At 38.5% G+C, this 18,162-nt stretch carries 8 protein-coding genes; 4 read left to right on the forward strand and 4 right to left on the reverse strand.

The annotated features are described in order from the left end of the window. Nucleotides 1-283: 283 nt before the first annotated feature. Nucleotides 284-616 (reverse strand): hypothetical protein, encoded by a 333-nt coding sequence (locus tag JO950_RS12145; protein WP_202702887.1) that lies wholly within the window; start codon nucleotides 614-616, stop codon nucleotides 284-286. Between the two features lie 39 nt (nucleotides 617-655). Then, the gene (locus JO950_RS12150; protein WP_202702888.1) at nucleotides 656-4,942 is read right to left on the reverse strand and encodes an RHS repeat-associated core domain-containing protein; all 4,287 of its coding nucleotides are present in this window, start codon (nucleotides 4,940-4,942) and stop codon (nucleotides 656-658) included. Between the two features lie 700 nt (nucleotides 4,943-5,642). On the opposite strand from JO950_RS12150, the gene JO950_RS12155 reads away from it, so the two are divergent. From JO950_RS12155 to JO950_RS12170, 4 genes are all read left to right on the forward strand, one after another. After that, entirely contained in the window at nucleotides 5,643-6,560 is a 918-nt protein-coding gene (locus tag JO950_RS12155; protein ID WP_202702889.1) for a bestrophin family protein, read from the forward strand. Between the two features lie 32 nt (nucleotides 6,561-6,592). Further along, nucleotides 6,593-7,276 carry a response regulator transcription factor gene (locus JO950_RS12160; RefSeq protein ID WP_202702890.1) on the forward strand — a complete coding sequence of 228 codons (684 nt, stop codon included), beginning with the start codon at nucleotides 6,593-6,595 and terminating at the stop codon, nucleotides 7,274-7,276. 373 nt (nucleotides 7,277-7,649) lie between these two features. After that, nucleotides 7,650-9,017: an ATP-binding protein gene (locus JO950_RS12165; protein WP_237732346.1), complete on the forward strand. Its 1,368-nt coding sequence runs from the start codon at nucleotides 7,650-7,652 to the stop codon at nucleotides 9,015-9,017. A 293-nt stretch (nucleotides 9,018-9,310) separates the two neighbouring features. Further along, nucleotides 9,311-12,526 (forward strand): TonB-dependent receptor, encoded by a 3,216-nt coding sequence (locus JO950_RS12170; RefSeq protein ID WP_202702891.1) that lies wholly within the window; start codon nucleotides 9,311-9,313, stop codon nucleotides 12,524-12,526. Between the two features lie 75 nt (nucleotides 12,527-12,601). Here JO950_RS12170 and JO950_RS12175 read toward each other — a convergent pair whose 3' ends face one another. Both JO950_RS12175 and JO950_RS12180 read right to left on the reverse strand, forming a co-directional pair. Continuing rightward, nucleotides 12,602-13,732: an efflux RND transporter periplasmic adaptor subunit gene (locus tag JO950_RS12175; RefSeq protein ID WP_202702892.1), complete on the reverse strand. Its 1,131-nt coding sequence runs from the start codon at nucleotides 13,730-13,732 to the stop codon at nucleotides 12,602-12,604. 4 nt (nucleotides 13,733-13,736) lie between these two features. Next, nucleotides 13,737-18,116 carry a CusA/CzcA family heavy metal efflux RND transporter gene (locus JO950_RS12180; protein ID WP_202702893.1) on the reverse strand — a complete coding sequence of 1,460 codons (4,380 nt, stop codon included), beginning with the start codon at nucleotides 18,114-18,116 and terminating at the stop codon, nucleotides 13,737-13,739. Between the last annotated feature and the right edge of the window lie 46 nt (nucleotides 18,117-18,162).

An 18,162-nucleotide genomic window follows, 5' to 3' on the forward strand; every position in this document is an offset into this window, starting at 1 on the left:
CCATCCGTACACAATGTCAGACTGGTTTCTTACGGACTTAAACTGAGATTTGCTTTACGTTAATTAACAAACAAAAATCTTAAATAACTACTTTTCTCGCTCGGGAAAAATTAAAAAAGTCGGTTTCTTGGGGGAAATCGGCTTTTTTTTTTGAGGAATCTCAGTTCATCCAAAAATATCAATCCAATCATTGCCATTATGAATATTAAGAATACAAATTGGATTATTTCCAGACTGATTTAAGCTTTAAAATTAAGATTAGTTCTTAACCCGAATGCCATACCTAAATAAACACATTCATTTCTCTTTGTTTATTTTTTAAAAAATATAATGCTTTTTCATATATAATCTGATCACATTTTATAACAAGTATTTCTTTATTATCATAAACTCTAAAAATAATCATCTGATTGTTTGCATACTTTAAAAATACACTTTTGATATCTGATGCGCCTTTTCCAATTTTACTCCATCCACAAGAAAGATGAAAAACGACATGTTTTTGGGATATGCAAATGAAGCCACATTTACGAGATTTTAAATAGACATTTAACATACATGAATCCTGATCTTCTTCATAAGAAACTATAGTTGGTCTGGATAATATTGAAAACATAAATAATAAATTAAATGATTGATATGCCTATTGCAATTGCTAAACACATTTTATATGGTCCCTTTTGTTTAAATATATCATTTTATTTGCCAAAGTTTCAGGTGTAACCCACTTATAACAAGGCAACCTCATTTCTTCTATACCAACTGCCTGTGCAGCTCCATACGCAAAAGTGGCGCATTGTCTGCGATAATGATAACCGGAGGTGTCTGAATTCCCACTATTAAAATCTCTTATATAATTTGAAAGACGGGACATTTGATTAAAATCAAGTTGATAAGTTCTTGAAACCAAATCGGGACTTCTTAAATGAGATTTATCATCTACAACTAACATTCCCGGCATTCCGAAAAATATAAAAGGGCATGCCTCCGATTTTTGAAGACCACGTCCTTGTCCGGGCCAGTGGCCCAGATATACTTCAGTATCCCCGGTTGTATTCACGCCAATAAAAGCATGGCCGACAAAGGTATTGTCCGGAGCATCTGCATAAATAGTCAATTGTCCCGCACTCAACCCAAACGGATCCACCCATCCATTAGAGTCATGCACGTAAGCATAGAAATTCGGGTTATTTCCCAGCAGTCCTATTCTGTCCTGACTCAGATAAGTTCCTGTGTCCGGCGAGTAATAACGATATCGGTTGTAGTACAAGCCCGTCTCTACATCCTCAAATTGCCCGAGCTGTCTGAATTGGACGAAGTTCCTATCCCCTTTTAAACCTTTTAAAGCACCATAAATGTCATAATCAGTCTCCCAAATAAGATTACCAGTATCATTGTAAACCTGCACAGGACGACCGATATAATCATTAATAATGGAGAATTTTTCTTCCCCCATTATTTTTGCACTCGGTGTAAAACTTCCTTCCTGATATACCCAGGTTATCAGATTGCCTGTTGGCTCAGGTTTATCGTATATCAGAAAGTCTCCGTCTTCATCTATGGCGATTAACCGGGGTCTTTCTTTCAGATCGTATTTCCACTCATGAATAAGAACGTTACCGTCCCAAAAATAGCGATTTATTTGTTGGTCGGCAATTTTTGCCGTACGTCTCCCCAGTGCATCATATTCAAAGCGTACCACTTTACCATCAGGGTTTTGTAAACTCTCGAGCATGCCATTGGCCAGCCAGCGGTAAATGGTATCGCCTTGTTGCCACTGCTCGTGTTCTTGTTGTAGCTTTTTTTCTTCTTTTTTGTTGCCTATAAGTTTATCAAAGAGATTGGTTGGTTTTTCAAAAACTAACGGTTTTGTAATATCACGAGGACTTTTGTGAATCAGATTCCCCAGTTCATCATACTTGTAATGGTAGGTTTCGTCTTTGAGTAGTTTACCTCCTTTACCGTATTTACGATCGCTGTGATCCAGGGTTTTGTAAAGGTTTCCTACGACATCAGGTGTTCTATAGAGTTCTTCAGTGCCATTATAACTTTTAGCCAAATTCCCAAAATCATCATAATCAAAGTAGGTCATGTTTTGGGTTAGCTGATTTACAGCACTGCGAAGCTGTCCGTTGGTATCCCAATTATAGAAACGGGAACCGGTACGTTTACCATTGACAAAAACTTCCTGTTCTTTTTGCTTCCCACTGCTGTTATAACTGGTTTTGATGTGCAATCCTCCTGTAGCAAAACGTTCTATCTCGCGCCCTAAATCATCTCTTTTCAGAGTAGTTTCCCAAGCCTGATGTCGTTCCTTGAGTTCGTTGCTTTGAGCTTCTATACGTTCGAGCTGTCCTTTTGGGGTGTAGTGGGTGTTGATGTTGGCGCCAAGACTTGTTTCGATATGGGTACGCTGTCCTAAGGTGTTATAAGTTGAAATCAGCGTTATAGCATTTTCGGGACTGTCAAGTTGTTGTTTTTGGGTTTCTTTTACGATGCGTCCAACAGCATCGCGTTCCAGACAAATGCTTACGTTTTGGTTGTTGGCTTCTGTCAGTAATCCGTTTTTGTTGTAGGTATAGGTTTCCCAGGTACCATCATGGTAATCGGCTCTGATAATTCGCCCGAGTGCATCCCGTTCATAGTCGGTAAATTTTCCCTCTCCTTGATCGATTCGGGTTACTTCACCGGCCAGATTGCGATGGTATTTTTTAATGATCCCGTCAAAAGCGGTTTCACACATGATGTATCCGGCTTTGTCTCTCCTAAAACTATAACTTTCGTTGTCTTCATTTTTTATACTGGTCAACTGCTCCATCTTGTCGTAGTCAAAACGTACTTTTACCCCGTTTTGCTCTCTTACGGCAAGGCTTCCCATTGGGGTATAGCTGAATTTTATATGATTTTTATTGTCTTTTAAAGCGATTACTTCCTCATAATTATTATACGCAAACTCAATGATGTTACTGTCTTTTTCTATAATTTGCTGTACTCTGTCCAATGCATCATAGGTAAAGTAATCGGCCATTTGCATAGGGGTGTAAATGGCTTTTACACGTCCACGATGGTCGTATTCCCAACTCTTTAGTTTTTGGTCGTTTTCGCGCCATTCAATAAGATTATACTGCTGATCATAAACCAATTCAAGTGCGTTATTATTTTTAGCAACGCCGGACAATAGCCCGTTTTCATAATACGTAAAACTGGTATAGGTTTTATCGGGTGCAATAATGGTTTTGAGCTGATGTGTTTTTTGATCATTATAGAGATAAATGGTTTTATGTCCTTCCGGATCTATGGCTATGGAAGGACGGTTTTCCTCATCAAATAACATCATTTCCTGAGTGCCGTCAGGATAAGTGGTACTGATTTTATTGCCCATCTCATCATAAGTGAATCCTAAGATACGGTCTTCCTGATCGATCTGGCGATACAATTCCATAAACTCGGTATAAGTGTTATAGATACTATTGCCCAACGGGTCTTTGATCCGGGTAATGAGCTGATCAGGTTCATAATAATAAGTAGTTACCGCTCCGTTGGCATCGGTTACCAGGTTATACCCTTCTTCAGTATGATATTCTATCCGGCCTTCCTGCCAGCCTCCGTCACCCCAGGTGTGTACACAACGGTTCTCAGTATCGTATTCCCAATAAAAGGTTTGTCCGTTACGATCCGTTTTCTCCACCATCAGATGATCCTCGTACACGATTCGGCTGGCTTTGCCTAAGCCATCCACAATAGCGATTATGTTATGTAACTCATCATATTCATAGGCCACTAAAAGCTCGTCCTGCTCAGGCCCTTCCAGTTCAAGTTTCTGAATGAATCCGTCTTTGTTACTTACTTTTATGATTCGGCCACAGGCATCGATGATTTTGTTTAGGATATATCCCGAAAATTCAAAAAAGATAGAAAGTCCATCGGGATTGCTTATTTGGGTGAGTTGGTATTTTTTGCCGTCAAAAAGGGCAAAATCATAATACCGTTTACCGCTATGATCATAGGCCTGATAACCGATTGGGGTTCTTTTTAAAGTGGTTTTTTCCTGGCGCAGGTAAAATTCTTCACCGGGTAGTAAAGCAGGAAAAGCGACCAGGCGTCCATCGTCCATACGAAGTCCTAAAGCATCATCTTCAGGATACAACTCTACGGCTCTGTCATAAACACTGTGTACACCATGTCCGAGCCAGCCTAAATAGTCTGAATCGGAATACCAGTTGCGCTCCCAATTCAGGGTTATAGGACTTGCAATATCAAAATCACTGCCTTCATATATCACCGCTCCGTTGATCAGGTTTACAGGCTCAAAACCTGCCTTACACAATAATTTACTGAGTTTATTAGGCCCAATAGCACCTTTTAGAAATTTATTGAATGCTTTCCTCCTCTCTTTCATCAGGGTACCAAAACCCATACTGGCAATCAGTCCGGTAGGCATACCTCCCAAATCGGGAACATAAGGACCGCCCAGTATCACGGGCTTTCCGGTAGGAATAGGCAAAGAAAATGATGTTGGGGCAAATAATGTCGGGGCAAAGGGAAGCTTTTTTTGACCTACTTTGGTTGTTTTTCCCATCGAGATCGGGATTCCGATATCGTTGCAGGTCATTAGCATATGGCCTTTGGGGCTCATTCGGGTACTGTCTGAAAAAACGGTTTGTGAGGCAAAAAAGTTCACACTTTCATGACCAATAATGGGAGCCATAAGCCAGGGAGGGCTAAAAAGCGGAATATGCACCAAAGGAATTATAATTCCGCTGGTATCTGAGTTACCCCTTTTTAAACCATTAACATACACACTGGTACCTAAAAACGGAGTATAATCTGCAGGGTCAATTACAATACCTATATAAGGATGAAAAGGATTAAATGGCGGTAAAGTAGTAAAATGAATATCTATCCCGACCACAATGGTCAAGTGATTGTTGGCTAATAACATAATTTCAGGCGTTGTTTAATTGATATTCTTTTCTTATTTATACATATACCCTTACAAGTACATTCGAAAACTACTACAAATAAGGGTAAATGTACTACAAAATATTAATCGTAAATACATTTTTATAAGATTAAACTTTCAATTTATAACAAACCAAAATTTCAGGAGCCAGAAATACTAATTTTTCAGTGTTTTCAAATTGATTTCTGAATGACAAAGTCTCAATAAGGACGGAAGAGTAATCTCCAGATAAACAATCAAATTAGTAACTGATTCAAATTTAAACTGATTTCTCGATGAGCAAACGCCTGTATAACTAGGCTTGCTTTTTCCCTTTCAGGGTAATTAATGTTAATTTACTGCATAGTGCATTGCACTATACTGTTGCTTAAGCTCTTTCAGAGCTGGTTTGGAAAAGTGATCTCTTTTAGATCAGACTGCATTGTAAAAAATATTGCAGCTTCGAATAATATTCTCAATACTTTTATTTAAATCTCAAAGATGGGCTGAAAATCCAAAGGCAAAAGCATAGTGTATCGTATTATGAAATAAATAAACCATCTATCAAAGTCCTGTAAGGGCGAAAGAGTAAACTCCAATCTATACGCCTGATCTCGTTTAATCCTCATATATTTCTATCATTTTTTGTTTGAGGCCGCACTTTTAATTACTTTTATGGTATTAAATCTAATCAGCATCAATGATTATAAAGAAAAAGAATACCTGGTTTAAAATGCTCTTTGAATGGCGAGGTTCCGTTTTGCCACAGCTGCTTCCAAGGCTTTTATTATTACTGCTGTTTTCCTTTGTCGTGGTTTATTTTAAACCCTGGCTCCTTCAATATAATCTGCACATCAATCCTGCTATTTTTACATTGTTTGGAATTGCGCTGGCCATTTTCCTCGGTTTCAGAAACAGTGTGAGTTACGATCGTTTTTGGGAAGGGCGAAAACTTTGGGGTGCATTGCTCAATGATACCCGATCTCTTGCCCGACAAAGCATCACTCTTGTTCCTGATAGAGAATACGAAGTCCAACGCGAAAAATTCACTAATTTGCTTATTGCATTTGTATACAGTCTCAAACATCAGCTTCGGGAAACCAATTCTGATGCCGATATGAGTCGATTACTACCCAAAGAGTTTGCCGACCAATTAAAAGAAACTCGCTACAAACCCATACTCCTTTTAAGAGAATTAGGTCTTTGGGTAAAAGACGCTAAAGCTGAAAATAAAATAGACAGTGTTACACAACTGGCTTTTGAAGAAAATTTAAATAAACTGTCCGATATTGTTGGCGGATGCGAACGAATTGCCAGCACACCTATCCCCTACACCTACAGTGTATTATTACACAGAACGGTTTATATTTATTGCTTTTTATTGTCCTTTGGTTTTGTCGAAACTATGGGCTGGATTACACCGTTTATCATTGTTTTTATTGCCTATACTTTTGTGGCGTTGGAAGCCATTGCAGACGAACTTGAAAATCCATTTGGCCTGCAGCCTAACGATCTTGCTCTGGATGCAATGTCTGAAATGATCGAAAACACCTTATTAGAATTAAACGATAAAAAAATAAATCCGGTAACGCATCTTAAGGATTACTTTATTACCTAAAAGAGGAGTCACTCCTCCATTATATTTCGAATATGAACAGAGTGTTATTAGTTGAAGATGATCCCAGAGTGGCATCATTTATCACAAGAGGATTAGAAGAACATTTGTATGAAGTTAAAACCATTACCAAAGGTTTTGAAGCCATCAAAGAGGTCATGCAAAACGAGTACAATATCATTATCCTTGATATCATGCTTCCGGACATTACCGGCTTTGAAGTTTGCGAAGTTTTACGAAGCAGAAAAATTATTGTACCCATACTTATTTTAAGTGCACTTGATACACCACAGGAAAAAGTAAAAGGTTTACAATCCGGAGCCGACGATTATCTCGCCAAACCCTTTTTGTTTGAAGAACTTTTGGCCCGAATTAATGCACAGCTTCGTCGTGCCGAATTCAGTACCGGAATTCTCGATTTTCAGTCCTATGCCGGAATCGAAATCAATATGAAAGAACAAAGTGCCACAAGAGACGGCAAAGAGCTCAACCTTTCATCAAGAGAACTCAAACTCCTGATTTTCTTTATGAAAAATCGCGAAACTGCCTTGTCAAGAGTGGCCATTGCACAAGCGGTCTGGAACATTGATTTTGACAGTACCTCCAATACTGTTGACGTGTACATTAATTATCTGCGAAATAAAATCGACAAGAACTTCCCCACTCCGCTCATTCATACCATAAAAGGAACGGGGTATATGTTGAAGCAGAAGAGCTGAAAGAGTAAAGAGTGAAGAGTGAAGAGTAAAGAGTGAAGAGTAAAGAGTGAAGAGTAAAGAGCAAAGAGCAAAGAGTAAAGAGTAAAGAGTAAAGAGTAAAGAGTAAAGAGTAAAGAGTAAAGAGTAAAGAGTAAAGAGCAAAGAGTAAAGAGCAAAGAGTAAAGAGCAAAGAGCAAAGAGTAAAGAGCAAAGAGTAAAGAGCAAAGAGTAAAGAGCAAAGAGCAAAGAGCAAAGAGTAAAGAGTAAAGAGTAAAAATCTGCTGAATCTGCTAACCCGAGCGATAGCGAACAGGCGAAGCAATCTGCGAGAGGAAATAAATACCCACTTATTTTGAATTATGTTCCCATATATTAAAAACAGCCCTAAAGCGTTATGAATCTAAAAAAAAAATTAGCAGTAAATTCTACGTTGCTTTTTGCTTTTATCGTCGGATTACTCATGACCGGATCATTCCTGCTTTTCAGAAGTCATATGAAAGACCTTTACTATGACAATCTCGAAGATCATGCCTTGACTGCTGCTTTATTTTATTTTAAGAAGGATGAAATAAAAGAATTCACAAACGAACGATACCATCAGATTGAAGTTCAGTACCACCGAATCAACAATGAATCCATTCGGGTTTACGATGCTAAAACCAAAAAATTATACTTAAAAGATTCAATTGATATTGAGCTTAGCGACCATGAACTGAATAGTATTGTAAAAAATAAAATAGAATCGTTTACCATAAAAAACAGGCAGTTTGTAGGTTTATTTTACAAAGACAATCAAGGGGATTTTATAATTGTAGTCTCCGGTATCAATCACACCGGTAACCGACAGCTTGAGATTTTGGGTCTAATGTTTATCCTTTTTTACCTGGCAGGTATTCCTCTAAACTATCTTTTGGGGACATTTTTAGCCAAACAAACCTTCCGTCCTTTTAAAGAAGTCATTGCAAAAGTAAATACCATCACCACCGAAAATCTGCATTCGAGATTAGAAGTGCAGCAAGCTCAGGAAAAAGATGAAATTAAAGAACTTGTAACCACTTTCAATTATCTCTTAGAAAGACTTGAAACCGGTGTGATGACGCAGAAAAATTTTCTAAAAAACGCCTCACACGAGCTCAAAACTCCCTTGACCATCATCATTGGTGATATTGACGTATCCCTGCAACAACCCAGAACCAACGAGCAATATGAAGAAATTTTAAAATCTCTTAAAAAAGACACACTGCATTTAAAATCAACCTTAGATGGTCTTCTGGTACTATCGGGACTTCAGCTGTCTGAACCTCAACAAATGGAAACCATAAGAATTGATGAAATACTATGGAATGTACTGGAGAAAAAAGCAATTGAATACCCCGAATCTAAAGTATCAGTAGATCTAAGTGCTTTGGCCGATCGTGAAAATTTACTTTCGGTTCATGCCAATAAACATATGCTTTTTATAGCCCTTTACAATATTTTAGACAATGCAATTAAGTTTTCATCTCCTAAGCCGGTAAATGTTTTAACTTTCTCTGAGCACCATAAACTTTTAATACAAATTACAGATCAGGGCTCCGGAATTTCAGAACAGGACAAAGAATCTATTTTTGATCTTTTTTTCAGAAGCGATCATACCCGCCACATACAAGGACAAGGCTTAGGTCTCTTCATTACCATGCAGATACTCAAACTGCATCATATTCATGTTAGAGTAGATTCTGAAGTTGGAAAAGGTACCTCTGTTACCTTAGTATTTCCATAATCTGATTCGTTTCTCTGCTGTTTTACAAACCTTAATCCAATCTGTTTTTGCAGTTGGTAACCTTTACTTAACACTCTAATCTTTCTTTAATCTACTTTAAATACAACTCTAATCCGTTTATTTTTAACTATTTACACAAATCATTGATTTTAAAGACCTAAAAGATTCTACAAACCTAACAGCTTGATCATTTTAAGTTAACACTAACTATTTTTATCATTTTAAGTTAACAAAAGCGTTAAATCCGATCGGAGCAAACTGAGTTTCTTTGTCAAATAAAAACTCAAAAATCAATGACAAAACTAAAACTCATTTTTTCGGCTGTAATGCTCCTTGTTATGGGAAACATTTTTGGTCAGATTACTACCTCTTCATTATCTGCAAAAGTTAATGATGGTACAAGCCCGCTTACGGGTGCAGAAGTTACTTTAACTCATTTGCCTACTAATGCAGTGTACAAAGCTGTAACAGACAAACAAGGTAGATTTAGTTTCGAAAATTTAAATGCCGGCGGACCTTACGAATTAGAAATTAAAAGTTCTGCTACTAAAGACTACTCCAACGCACAAATACACTTAGCACTTGGCGATAATGACCTGCCGGTGATAGTGGTTGGCAAAGCAGACAACAATGTACTGGAAGAAGTTGTGATTACAAGTTCTAAACCCTCTTCTAAAAATAACGGAACGAATATTAATGAAAAACAGGTCAATGGTCTTCCGTTAATCAATCGCGGGATTCAGGATGTGACAAAATTAGTTCCGCAAAGTTCCAACAACTCTTTTGCCGGTACCAATTTCAGATACAACAACGTCACGATCGACGGTTCGATCAACAATGATGCAATCGGTTTTAGTCCGTCTTTAGGAGGACAATCAGGAACTTCAGGAATGCCGGGAAGCAGTACACGTTCCAACTCTATAAGTCTTGATGCTATACAGGACATTCAGGTGTATATTGCTCCTTACGATATTAAATTAGGGAACTTTTTAGGAGGAAGCGTTAATGCTGTTACCAGAAGCGGCAGCAACAATGTTACGGGATCGATTTACAGTTACGGAAGAAACGCAGCTATTACAGGCCGTAACAATGCCGGTGACGGTTCTAAAATGCCAAATTCTTTTGGTGATTATCAAATTGGATTCCGATTGGGTTTACCGATCGTAAAAGATAAGTTGTTCTTCTTTACGAATATGGAATATGCCGAAAGAACTGATCCTATATTTTACAATGCAGGACAAACCGATTCTAACGGAAAACTGACTTCATTGGTAGACAACACTACCGCGCAGCAAATCTCAGACTTCGTAAAAACAAACTACGGATTTGATACTGGAACTTTCGGTGGGTACAACAACTTTGCAAAAAGTCAAAAATTCTTCAACAAATTAGACTGGAAAATTAACGAAAAACATTCGTTATCGTTGCGAAACAACACCGTGATCTCACAAGCTTCCAACTTAGAGCGTGATGCGGCAAATTTCAGATTCTCCAGCATGGATTTCACGCAAAAAAACCAATCTATCAGTACCGTTTTAGAACTTAAAAGTCATTTTAACAGCCAGTGGTCTAACTCGTTCATCGCCAGTTACTCGGCTATCAAAGATTATCGCGATCCAAAATCAGGTAATATCATGTTTCCACAAACCGAAATTGGATATAACGGCGGAACCATCTTTTTAGGGAATGATCGTGAGGCAACCGTATTTAACATGAAACAAAATACTGCCGAAATCACAGATAACCTTACCTACAAAACCGGAAATCATACCTTGTTGTTCGGTACGCACAATGAGTTCTACGACATCAATTACGGATTCGTAAATGCCCTTAACGGAAGAGTATCCTACAAATCTCTGGCAGATTTCTACAACAAACTTCCTACCCGTGTTCGCGGAACCTATCCTTTTGATGGTTCTTCAAGAGACCAAATCTTCAACAATCCTTATGCACAGTTCAAAGTAAATCTTTACAGTGTTTATGTACAGGATGAAATTAGAATTGGCAACAAACTTAAAGTTACTCCCGGTGTGAGAATAGACTACACAGACCTGCCTAATAAACCAAAATTAAGTCCGCAGGTACAAAACTCTCCTGCTGATCCAAATTACGGTAACACTTACTCCTACACTCCCTTAAGTCAGATTAAAAACAACTTTTTCAGTACAGCATTAGTTTCTCCAAGAATTGGATTTACGTACAATGTTGACGAAGACAAAACACTTGTTATTCGTGGCGGATCAGGAGTATTTACAGGAAGAATTCCATTTGCATGGCTGGGATATGCTTATTACAATGATGGTGTAGGTTACGGAAGTTATGACAAAAATAACCTTAGCCCGGCACAAGTTGCTACAGCGGGAGATCCTTTGGCAGCAAACGGATTAAACGGTTATCATGATGCAACGCCAAAAGTACAGGCCGATTTAGTGGATAACAAATTTAAAATGCCGGCAGTGTTGAGAAACTCACTTGCCATCGATAAAATCATCAACGGTTATAAATTTACCACCGAAGGTATTTATACCAAAGTAATTCGTGATCTTGAATTCCAACAAGTGAATAAGACTGATAACCCAACTTATTTTTCTTATGATACCAATCATCAAATGCCCATTTATGCAGCCAATATAAATCCTGCATTCTCAAATGCTTATTTATTATCAAACACCAACAAAGGATACCGATACAGTATTACGGAGATGATCTCAAAAACGTATGATTTTGGTCTTAATTTTATGGTCGCTTATACCTACGGAAATTCTAAAGATATTACTAACGGAATCCGTAACTCGATGGAAAGTAATTTCCAGATGAATCAGTCGTTAACACCAAATAATCCTCAGTTAGCAACATCCAACTTCGACATCAAGCACAGAATTGTTTCTAATGTTGGATATGCCGTAAAAGTGGCCGATAACAATACGTTCTCAGCAAATGTATATTTCAATGCTCAATCCGGAAATCCGTTTTCATGGGGATTTGTAAACTCCACTATTGCAGGAACGGGTCAGGCAGCAGGATTGGCTTATATCTTCAAGGATGCCGCAGAAGCAGCGAAATACATTGGTGTGAATGCAGCAGGAGTTCCATCGGCTACAGCAGCACAACAGGTAGCAGATTACGAAGCTTTTATTAATGGAAATGATTATTTGAAAAGCAGAAGAGGAAACTTCACGGAAAGAAACGGTGCCACTACACCATGGAACATACAAGCTGACCTGAAACTAATGGATGAAATCAAAATTGCTAAAGCAGGTACTTTACAGCTTTCATTCAGCATCGCAAATGTCGGAAACCTGATTAATAAAGATTGGGGAAGAAGTTACTTTGTTCCGAACACCTACAATTCAACAGCAAATCTTGGGTTAACAAAATCAGGAAACTTAGGCGGAGTTGCTACTGGCGATCCAACTTATACGTTCCAGAAACCTTCGACATCACCTTATACTGTAGATCAGTTAGCCTCAAGATTCCAAGGACAATTTGGAGTGAGGTATACGTTCTAAAGATTGTGTTTTATTTTTTTATTATCCCCCAGTTTCAGTCCCTTTTGAAACTGGGGGATTTTTCTTAACTACAACCTAGTGCTCTCCTCCATTTCTAAAAGCCATCAGCAGCGTATAAGCGTTTTTGATTACAACAGCCGAAGAGGTATTGATAGTCGAAGATTTAATCTGACGGTATCCCTGACTGGCAGTACCCAATTCAACGGGAACCATTTTAAAACCGTACGTACCAGCCTTCAAAAAAACAAAAAACTTACCCTGCCATCTTACCACAGCATCTTCCGGAACTGTAAGCGCTTTTGCATTGTCAAACTCTGCCTCGGCATTAATAAAAAGTCCCGGTATTAACGAACTTTCGTATTGATTCACTTTACAAATCACCTCTGCCGCACGATCATCATTTAGACTTTGATTGATATAAGCAATTTTTGCCTGATACTTTTTAGACGGATTCGCATTAGTGAAAGCCGTAACAACCTGCCCGACTGAAAGCAGCTGTATGTCTTTTTCAAAAACATTCATTGTCAGGACAATGTCACTCATTTCAATTAACTCAAAAAGCATGTCGGTCGCTGAAATGTATTTTCCCACATTCACATTAATCTTAGCAACCAACCCATTGATTGGTGAATGAATCACAACTGTTTTGCTTATTGTTGAAGCGGTTAGTTTTTTGACATTAATCCCTAACAACCCTAGTTTTTGGGCTAATGATGACATATAAATGTGTTGTGTCTGCATCTCAGTTGCAGTCTGTTCCAATAGTTTATCACTACTTGCTTTCTTAACATTAAGTTCCTTTTGTCGGTTAAACTCACTTTGGGCCAATTGAAATTTTTCTTTCGCGGTAAGATAATCCTGTTGCAATTGTATGTATTGCATGTCCTCGACTACCGCCAATACTTGCCCCTTTCTAACATGCATGCCTGCCATTAAATCCGTTTTTTTGATGTAACCTCCTAAAGGAATACTCACTGTTACCACACTCTTCGGAGGTACCGTCACTGTTCCCTGAAGCTGTAATATTCCTTTTACTGTTCTTTCTTCAGGACGACCAACAACCAATTTTGCATTTTTGATCTGTGCATCGCTTAATTGAATACTGTTTTCGGGTGTTAGTACTTTTTTACTTTGTGGTTCTTTTTTGTCGCTCTGGCAGGAAACCAGACATAGAAAAACAAAAATGATACTGCTATATATTTTCATTATTTTATAAATTATTAAGGGTTTGCCAATCAATTACGGCTTTGTTGTAATCGTTAATTCGGTCTAAATATTCATTTTTTATGGTGATCGCCTGATTGACCACTAAAACCCATTGCAGGTAATCGATATCTCCATTTTCCAATTGACTATTGGCCGTATCGATAATGATTGTCGCATTTTTTAATCCTTCATTTTCATAATAGGAAAGACTCTCTTTGTATTTTTCGATTTCATTTACTGCATTGACAATCTCTGTTCTCAATTCAATCTTTGTAGTTTCTGCCTGTATTTTGTATGCTTCATAATCTACTTTAGCAGCTTTATTACGCGCGGACTGACTGCCGAAAAAAAGAGGAACTGACAAACCGAAATTAACATAATTAAATCTCTGACTACCACTATAATAAACATCCTTACCTACAGTGTTTGTTTGTGTTCCAATGATACTTAAATTATTATAGCCAACGGTAATATCAGGTAGTATTTTGGACTGTTCCGTTCTCCATTTCCATTTTGCCGCTTCTGCTTCGTACATTGAAAGTTGTACCTGGGGAAGCTCTGCAGTATCTTTATTTTGATGTAATGAAACCATAAAATCATTTTTTACAGTCTCTGAAGCGGGCACATGAACCATACTATCCTGAAGGACCGTATTAAACGTTTTAAGCGTGATAGCGATATCTTTATTCACCATTGCAAGCTGGTTCATATAAAACTGCCGTGCCGATTGAGAAGCGGTTTTTTCCAAAACAGTAGTTTCTCCTGTTTTATAGCGCAGCTCTGATTTCTGTTCCATTAATCTGTAAATCGAATCGGCATAAGTCAGCAATTCCTTTTTACTGTTGAGCCAGATGTAATCATAAAATAAGTTCCTCACATTCGACTTAACCTGCTGTACTGTTAGCTGCGATTCTGCTTTTGCGGCATTGAGATGTTCTCTCAGTACTTTTTTCTGATTTGCATATACTGTTGGAAAAGCAAAAGTCTGACTAATCCCAAAACGGGTGTCGTTTACAGCGCTATTAAACTGACCATAATCGGCAGTAAAAGCTGTTTTAGGAATATCAAAAGCAGCTTTTTCTAATTGTTCTTTTGATCTCTCATTCAATTGAGAAGATTTAATCCTTCTGTTGTGCTGCATCGCTATTGATAAAGATTCTTCAAGCGAAATAGGTGCATCTTGTGCCTGAACCGAAGCCGTAAGAAACAAAGCCAGCACCAGTAAAGTCAGTTTATCCATCTTATGTTTTTTATTTTTTTTCGAAAAAACTTTAGTATGATACGTCATTAAATAAATAGCCGGAAGTACAAAAAGTGTAAGCAAAGTAGCCGTAATCAGTCCGCCAATCACCACCGTGGCCAACGGACGCTGTACCTCTGCTCCTGCGCCATTGCTCAAAGCCATAGGTAAAAATCCTAAAGAAGCAACAGCAGCTGTCATCAATACAGGACGCAACCTGTTTTTGGTTCCGGTAATGATAATTTGAAGCGGATCGATAATTTCACCTTGTTTTTGTATGCGGTTGAACTCGGAGATTAAAACAATTCCATTCAAAACGGCTACGCCAAACAAGGCAATAAAACCAACACCGGCCGAAATACTAAACGGCATATCCCGCAACGCTAGTCCAAAAACACCGCCAATTGCGGACAAAGGAATGGCAGTAAAAATGATAATGCCTTCTTTAAAAGATCGGAAAGCAAAATACAACAAGGCTAAAATCATAAACAAAGCTGCCGGGACTGCAATTCCAAGGCGCGATTTTGCCTGTTGCAGGTTTTCAAAAGTACCACCATAGGTAATATAATAACCCGGATCAAATTTGATCTGACTGTTTACTTTCTTTTGTAATTCTTCTACAATAGATTCTACATCCCTTCCTCTTACGTTAAAACCAACAATAATTCTCCTTTTGGCATCTTCCCGCTGAATTTGGTTCGGACCTTCCACTTCTTTTACCGAAGCTACCTGATACAACGGAATCTGCATTCCGGAGCGGGTTGCAATCAGTAAATTACGAACATCCTCAATATCTTTCCGTCCATTAGCTTCTACACGTACCACCATATCGAACTTTTTTTCTCCTTCATAAATACTGCCTGCTACAGCTCCTGCAAACGCGGCATTTACGGTTTGATTGATATCTGAAACATAAATGCCGTATTTCGCCATTTCTGCCCAGTCGTAGTCGATAACAATTTGTGGCATTCCGGTAACTTTCTCCACATAAAGATCCGTAGCTCCTTCTACAGTAGTGCTAATCGCGCCTAACTGCTCGGCATATTTTGCCAGTTTATCGAGATCTTCGCCATAAATTTTGCAAACCAAATCCTGCTTTGCTCCTGTCATTAATTCGTTAAAACGCATCTGAACCGGAAACTGAAAACCAGTCGTAACTCCCGGAGCAACCTCTTTAACGGTTTGGGTCATTTTATCGGCCAGTTCAGGAAACGAAGAAGCGCTGGTCCACTCTGATTTATCTTTTAAGACAATAATCATATCACCTCCTTCTATAGGCATAGGATCTGTTGGAATCTCGGCACTCCCAATTCTGGAAACTACTTTTTCCACTTCCGGATAAGTATTTTTTAATGCCGTCGAAATTTTCTCAATGGTTGCTGTGGTCGTTGACAAATTTGTTCCCAGTAGTAAACGGGTTTCTACAGCAAAATCACCTTCTTCCAGTTGTGGTATAAACTCACCGCCCATTCGGTTAAAAAGCAACAAGGCCATGCCAAACAAAACGAAAGCTGAAATCACAATCCCTTTTCTAACTTGCAATGCTCGCGACAAAACTCTTTCATAATAAGACTCAAGTTTTATCATTATTCGATCCGATAAATTGGGCTTATGGCTTATTTTTTTGCTAATGAACAAAGAACTTACCATTGGAACATAAGTAAGGGATAATATAAAAGCACCCAAAATAGCAAAGGCTACCGTTTGTGCCATTGGCTTGAACATCTTTCCTTCAATGCCTTCTAAAGACAATATCGGAAGGTATACGATGAGAATAATAATTTGTCCAAATACTGCAGCGTTCATCATCCGCCCTGCCGAACCTGTCACTTCCTTATCCATCTCTTCTTGCGAAATAGAATCGATTTCTTTGTACTTTTTGGCGGAATGAATATGATGCAAAATGGCTTCCACAATAATCACCGCACCATCGACGATTAATCCAAAATCAAGCGCACCCAAGCTCATTAAATTCCCGCTTACACCAAACGTATTCATCATGATAATTGCAAACAGCATGGCCAAAGGAATTACCGAAGCCACAATAAAACCTGCTCGCAAATTGCCTAAAAAAAGTACCAGTACCAATACTACAATCAAAGCTCCTTCAATAAGATTCTTCTCTACCGTTCCAATGGCATTATCTACCATTTTAGTCCGATCTAAAAAAGGTTCTATTTTTAAACCTTTGGGTAAGATCTTCTCAATTTCGGCAACCCGTTTTTTAACCTTTACGATCACATTATTCGCATTCTCTCCTTTAAGCATCATTACAATTCCACCAACCGACTCACCAATATCGTCTGTCGTTAAGGCTCCGTAGCGTATAGCAGAAGACATTTTTACTTCTGCAATATCTTTAATCAGAATCGGAGTTCCGGCCTGTGTATTTTTGACAATAATATTCTGAATGTCTTTTATATTTCGGGTCAGTCCAACGCTTCGAATGTAAAGTACCGTTGGCCCTTTTTCAATATAAGCTCCACCCGTGTTTTCGTTATTACTGCTCAGTGCTGTAAAAACTTCTTTAATAGTCAGGTTCTGCGCTTTAAGCCGCGACGGATTAACGGCAACCTCATATTGTTTTAGTTTCCCTCCAAAAGTAGCGACATCAGCAATTCCGGGAGTTCCCAGAAGCTGTCTTCTTATCGTCCAGTCCTGAATGGTACGCAGGTCTTCCAGAGAATACTTCGTTTCATATCCGGGTTGCGGTTTCAAAACATACTGATAAATTTCGCCCAGACCTGTAGTGGCAGGTGCCATTTCAGGAATATTGGCGTTCTCTGCAATTTCTACTTTTTGCAATCGTTCGGCCACCTGCTGACGCGCCCAATACACATCGGTATCGTCTGCAAAAACAATCGTAACCAACGAAAGTCCAAAACGCGAAATACTGCGGCTTTCTTTCAGCTGTGGTATATTACTAATCGCCTGTTCAATTGGAAATGTAATTAAGCGCTCTACATCTTCTGCCCCCAAAGACGGAGCAGTTGTAATAATTTGTACCTGATTGTTGGTGATGTCAGGAACCGCATCAATGGGTAAACGGGTTACTTCAAACACGCCATAGATAATCCATAGCAACGTGAAGATCCCAATTACCAGTTTATTTTTAACGGAGAACTGTATGATCTTATTAAGCATAATTTAATTTATTTGAATATAGTAATGCCAGGGCTAAAACATCAAA

The sequence above is a fragment of the Flavobacterium sp. UGB4466 genome, from assembly GCF_903469665.1.
Classification (GTDB): domain Bacteria; phylum Bacteroidota; class Bacteroidia; order Flavobacteriales; family Flavobacteriaceae; genus Flavobacterium; species Flavobacterium lipolyticum.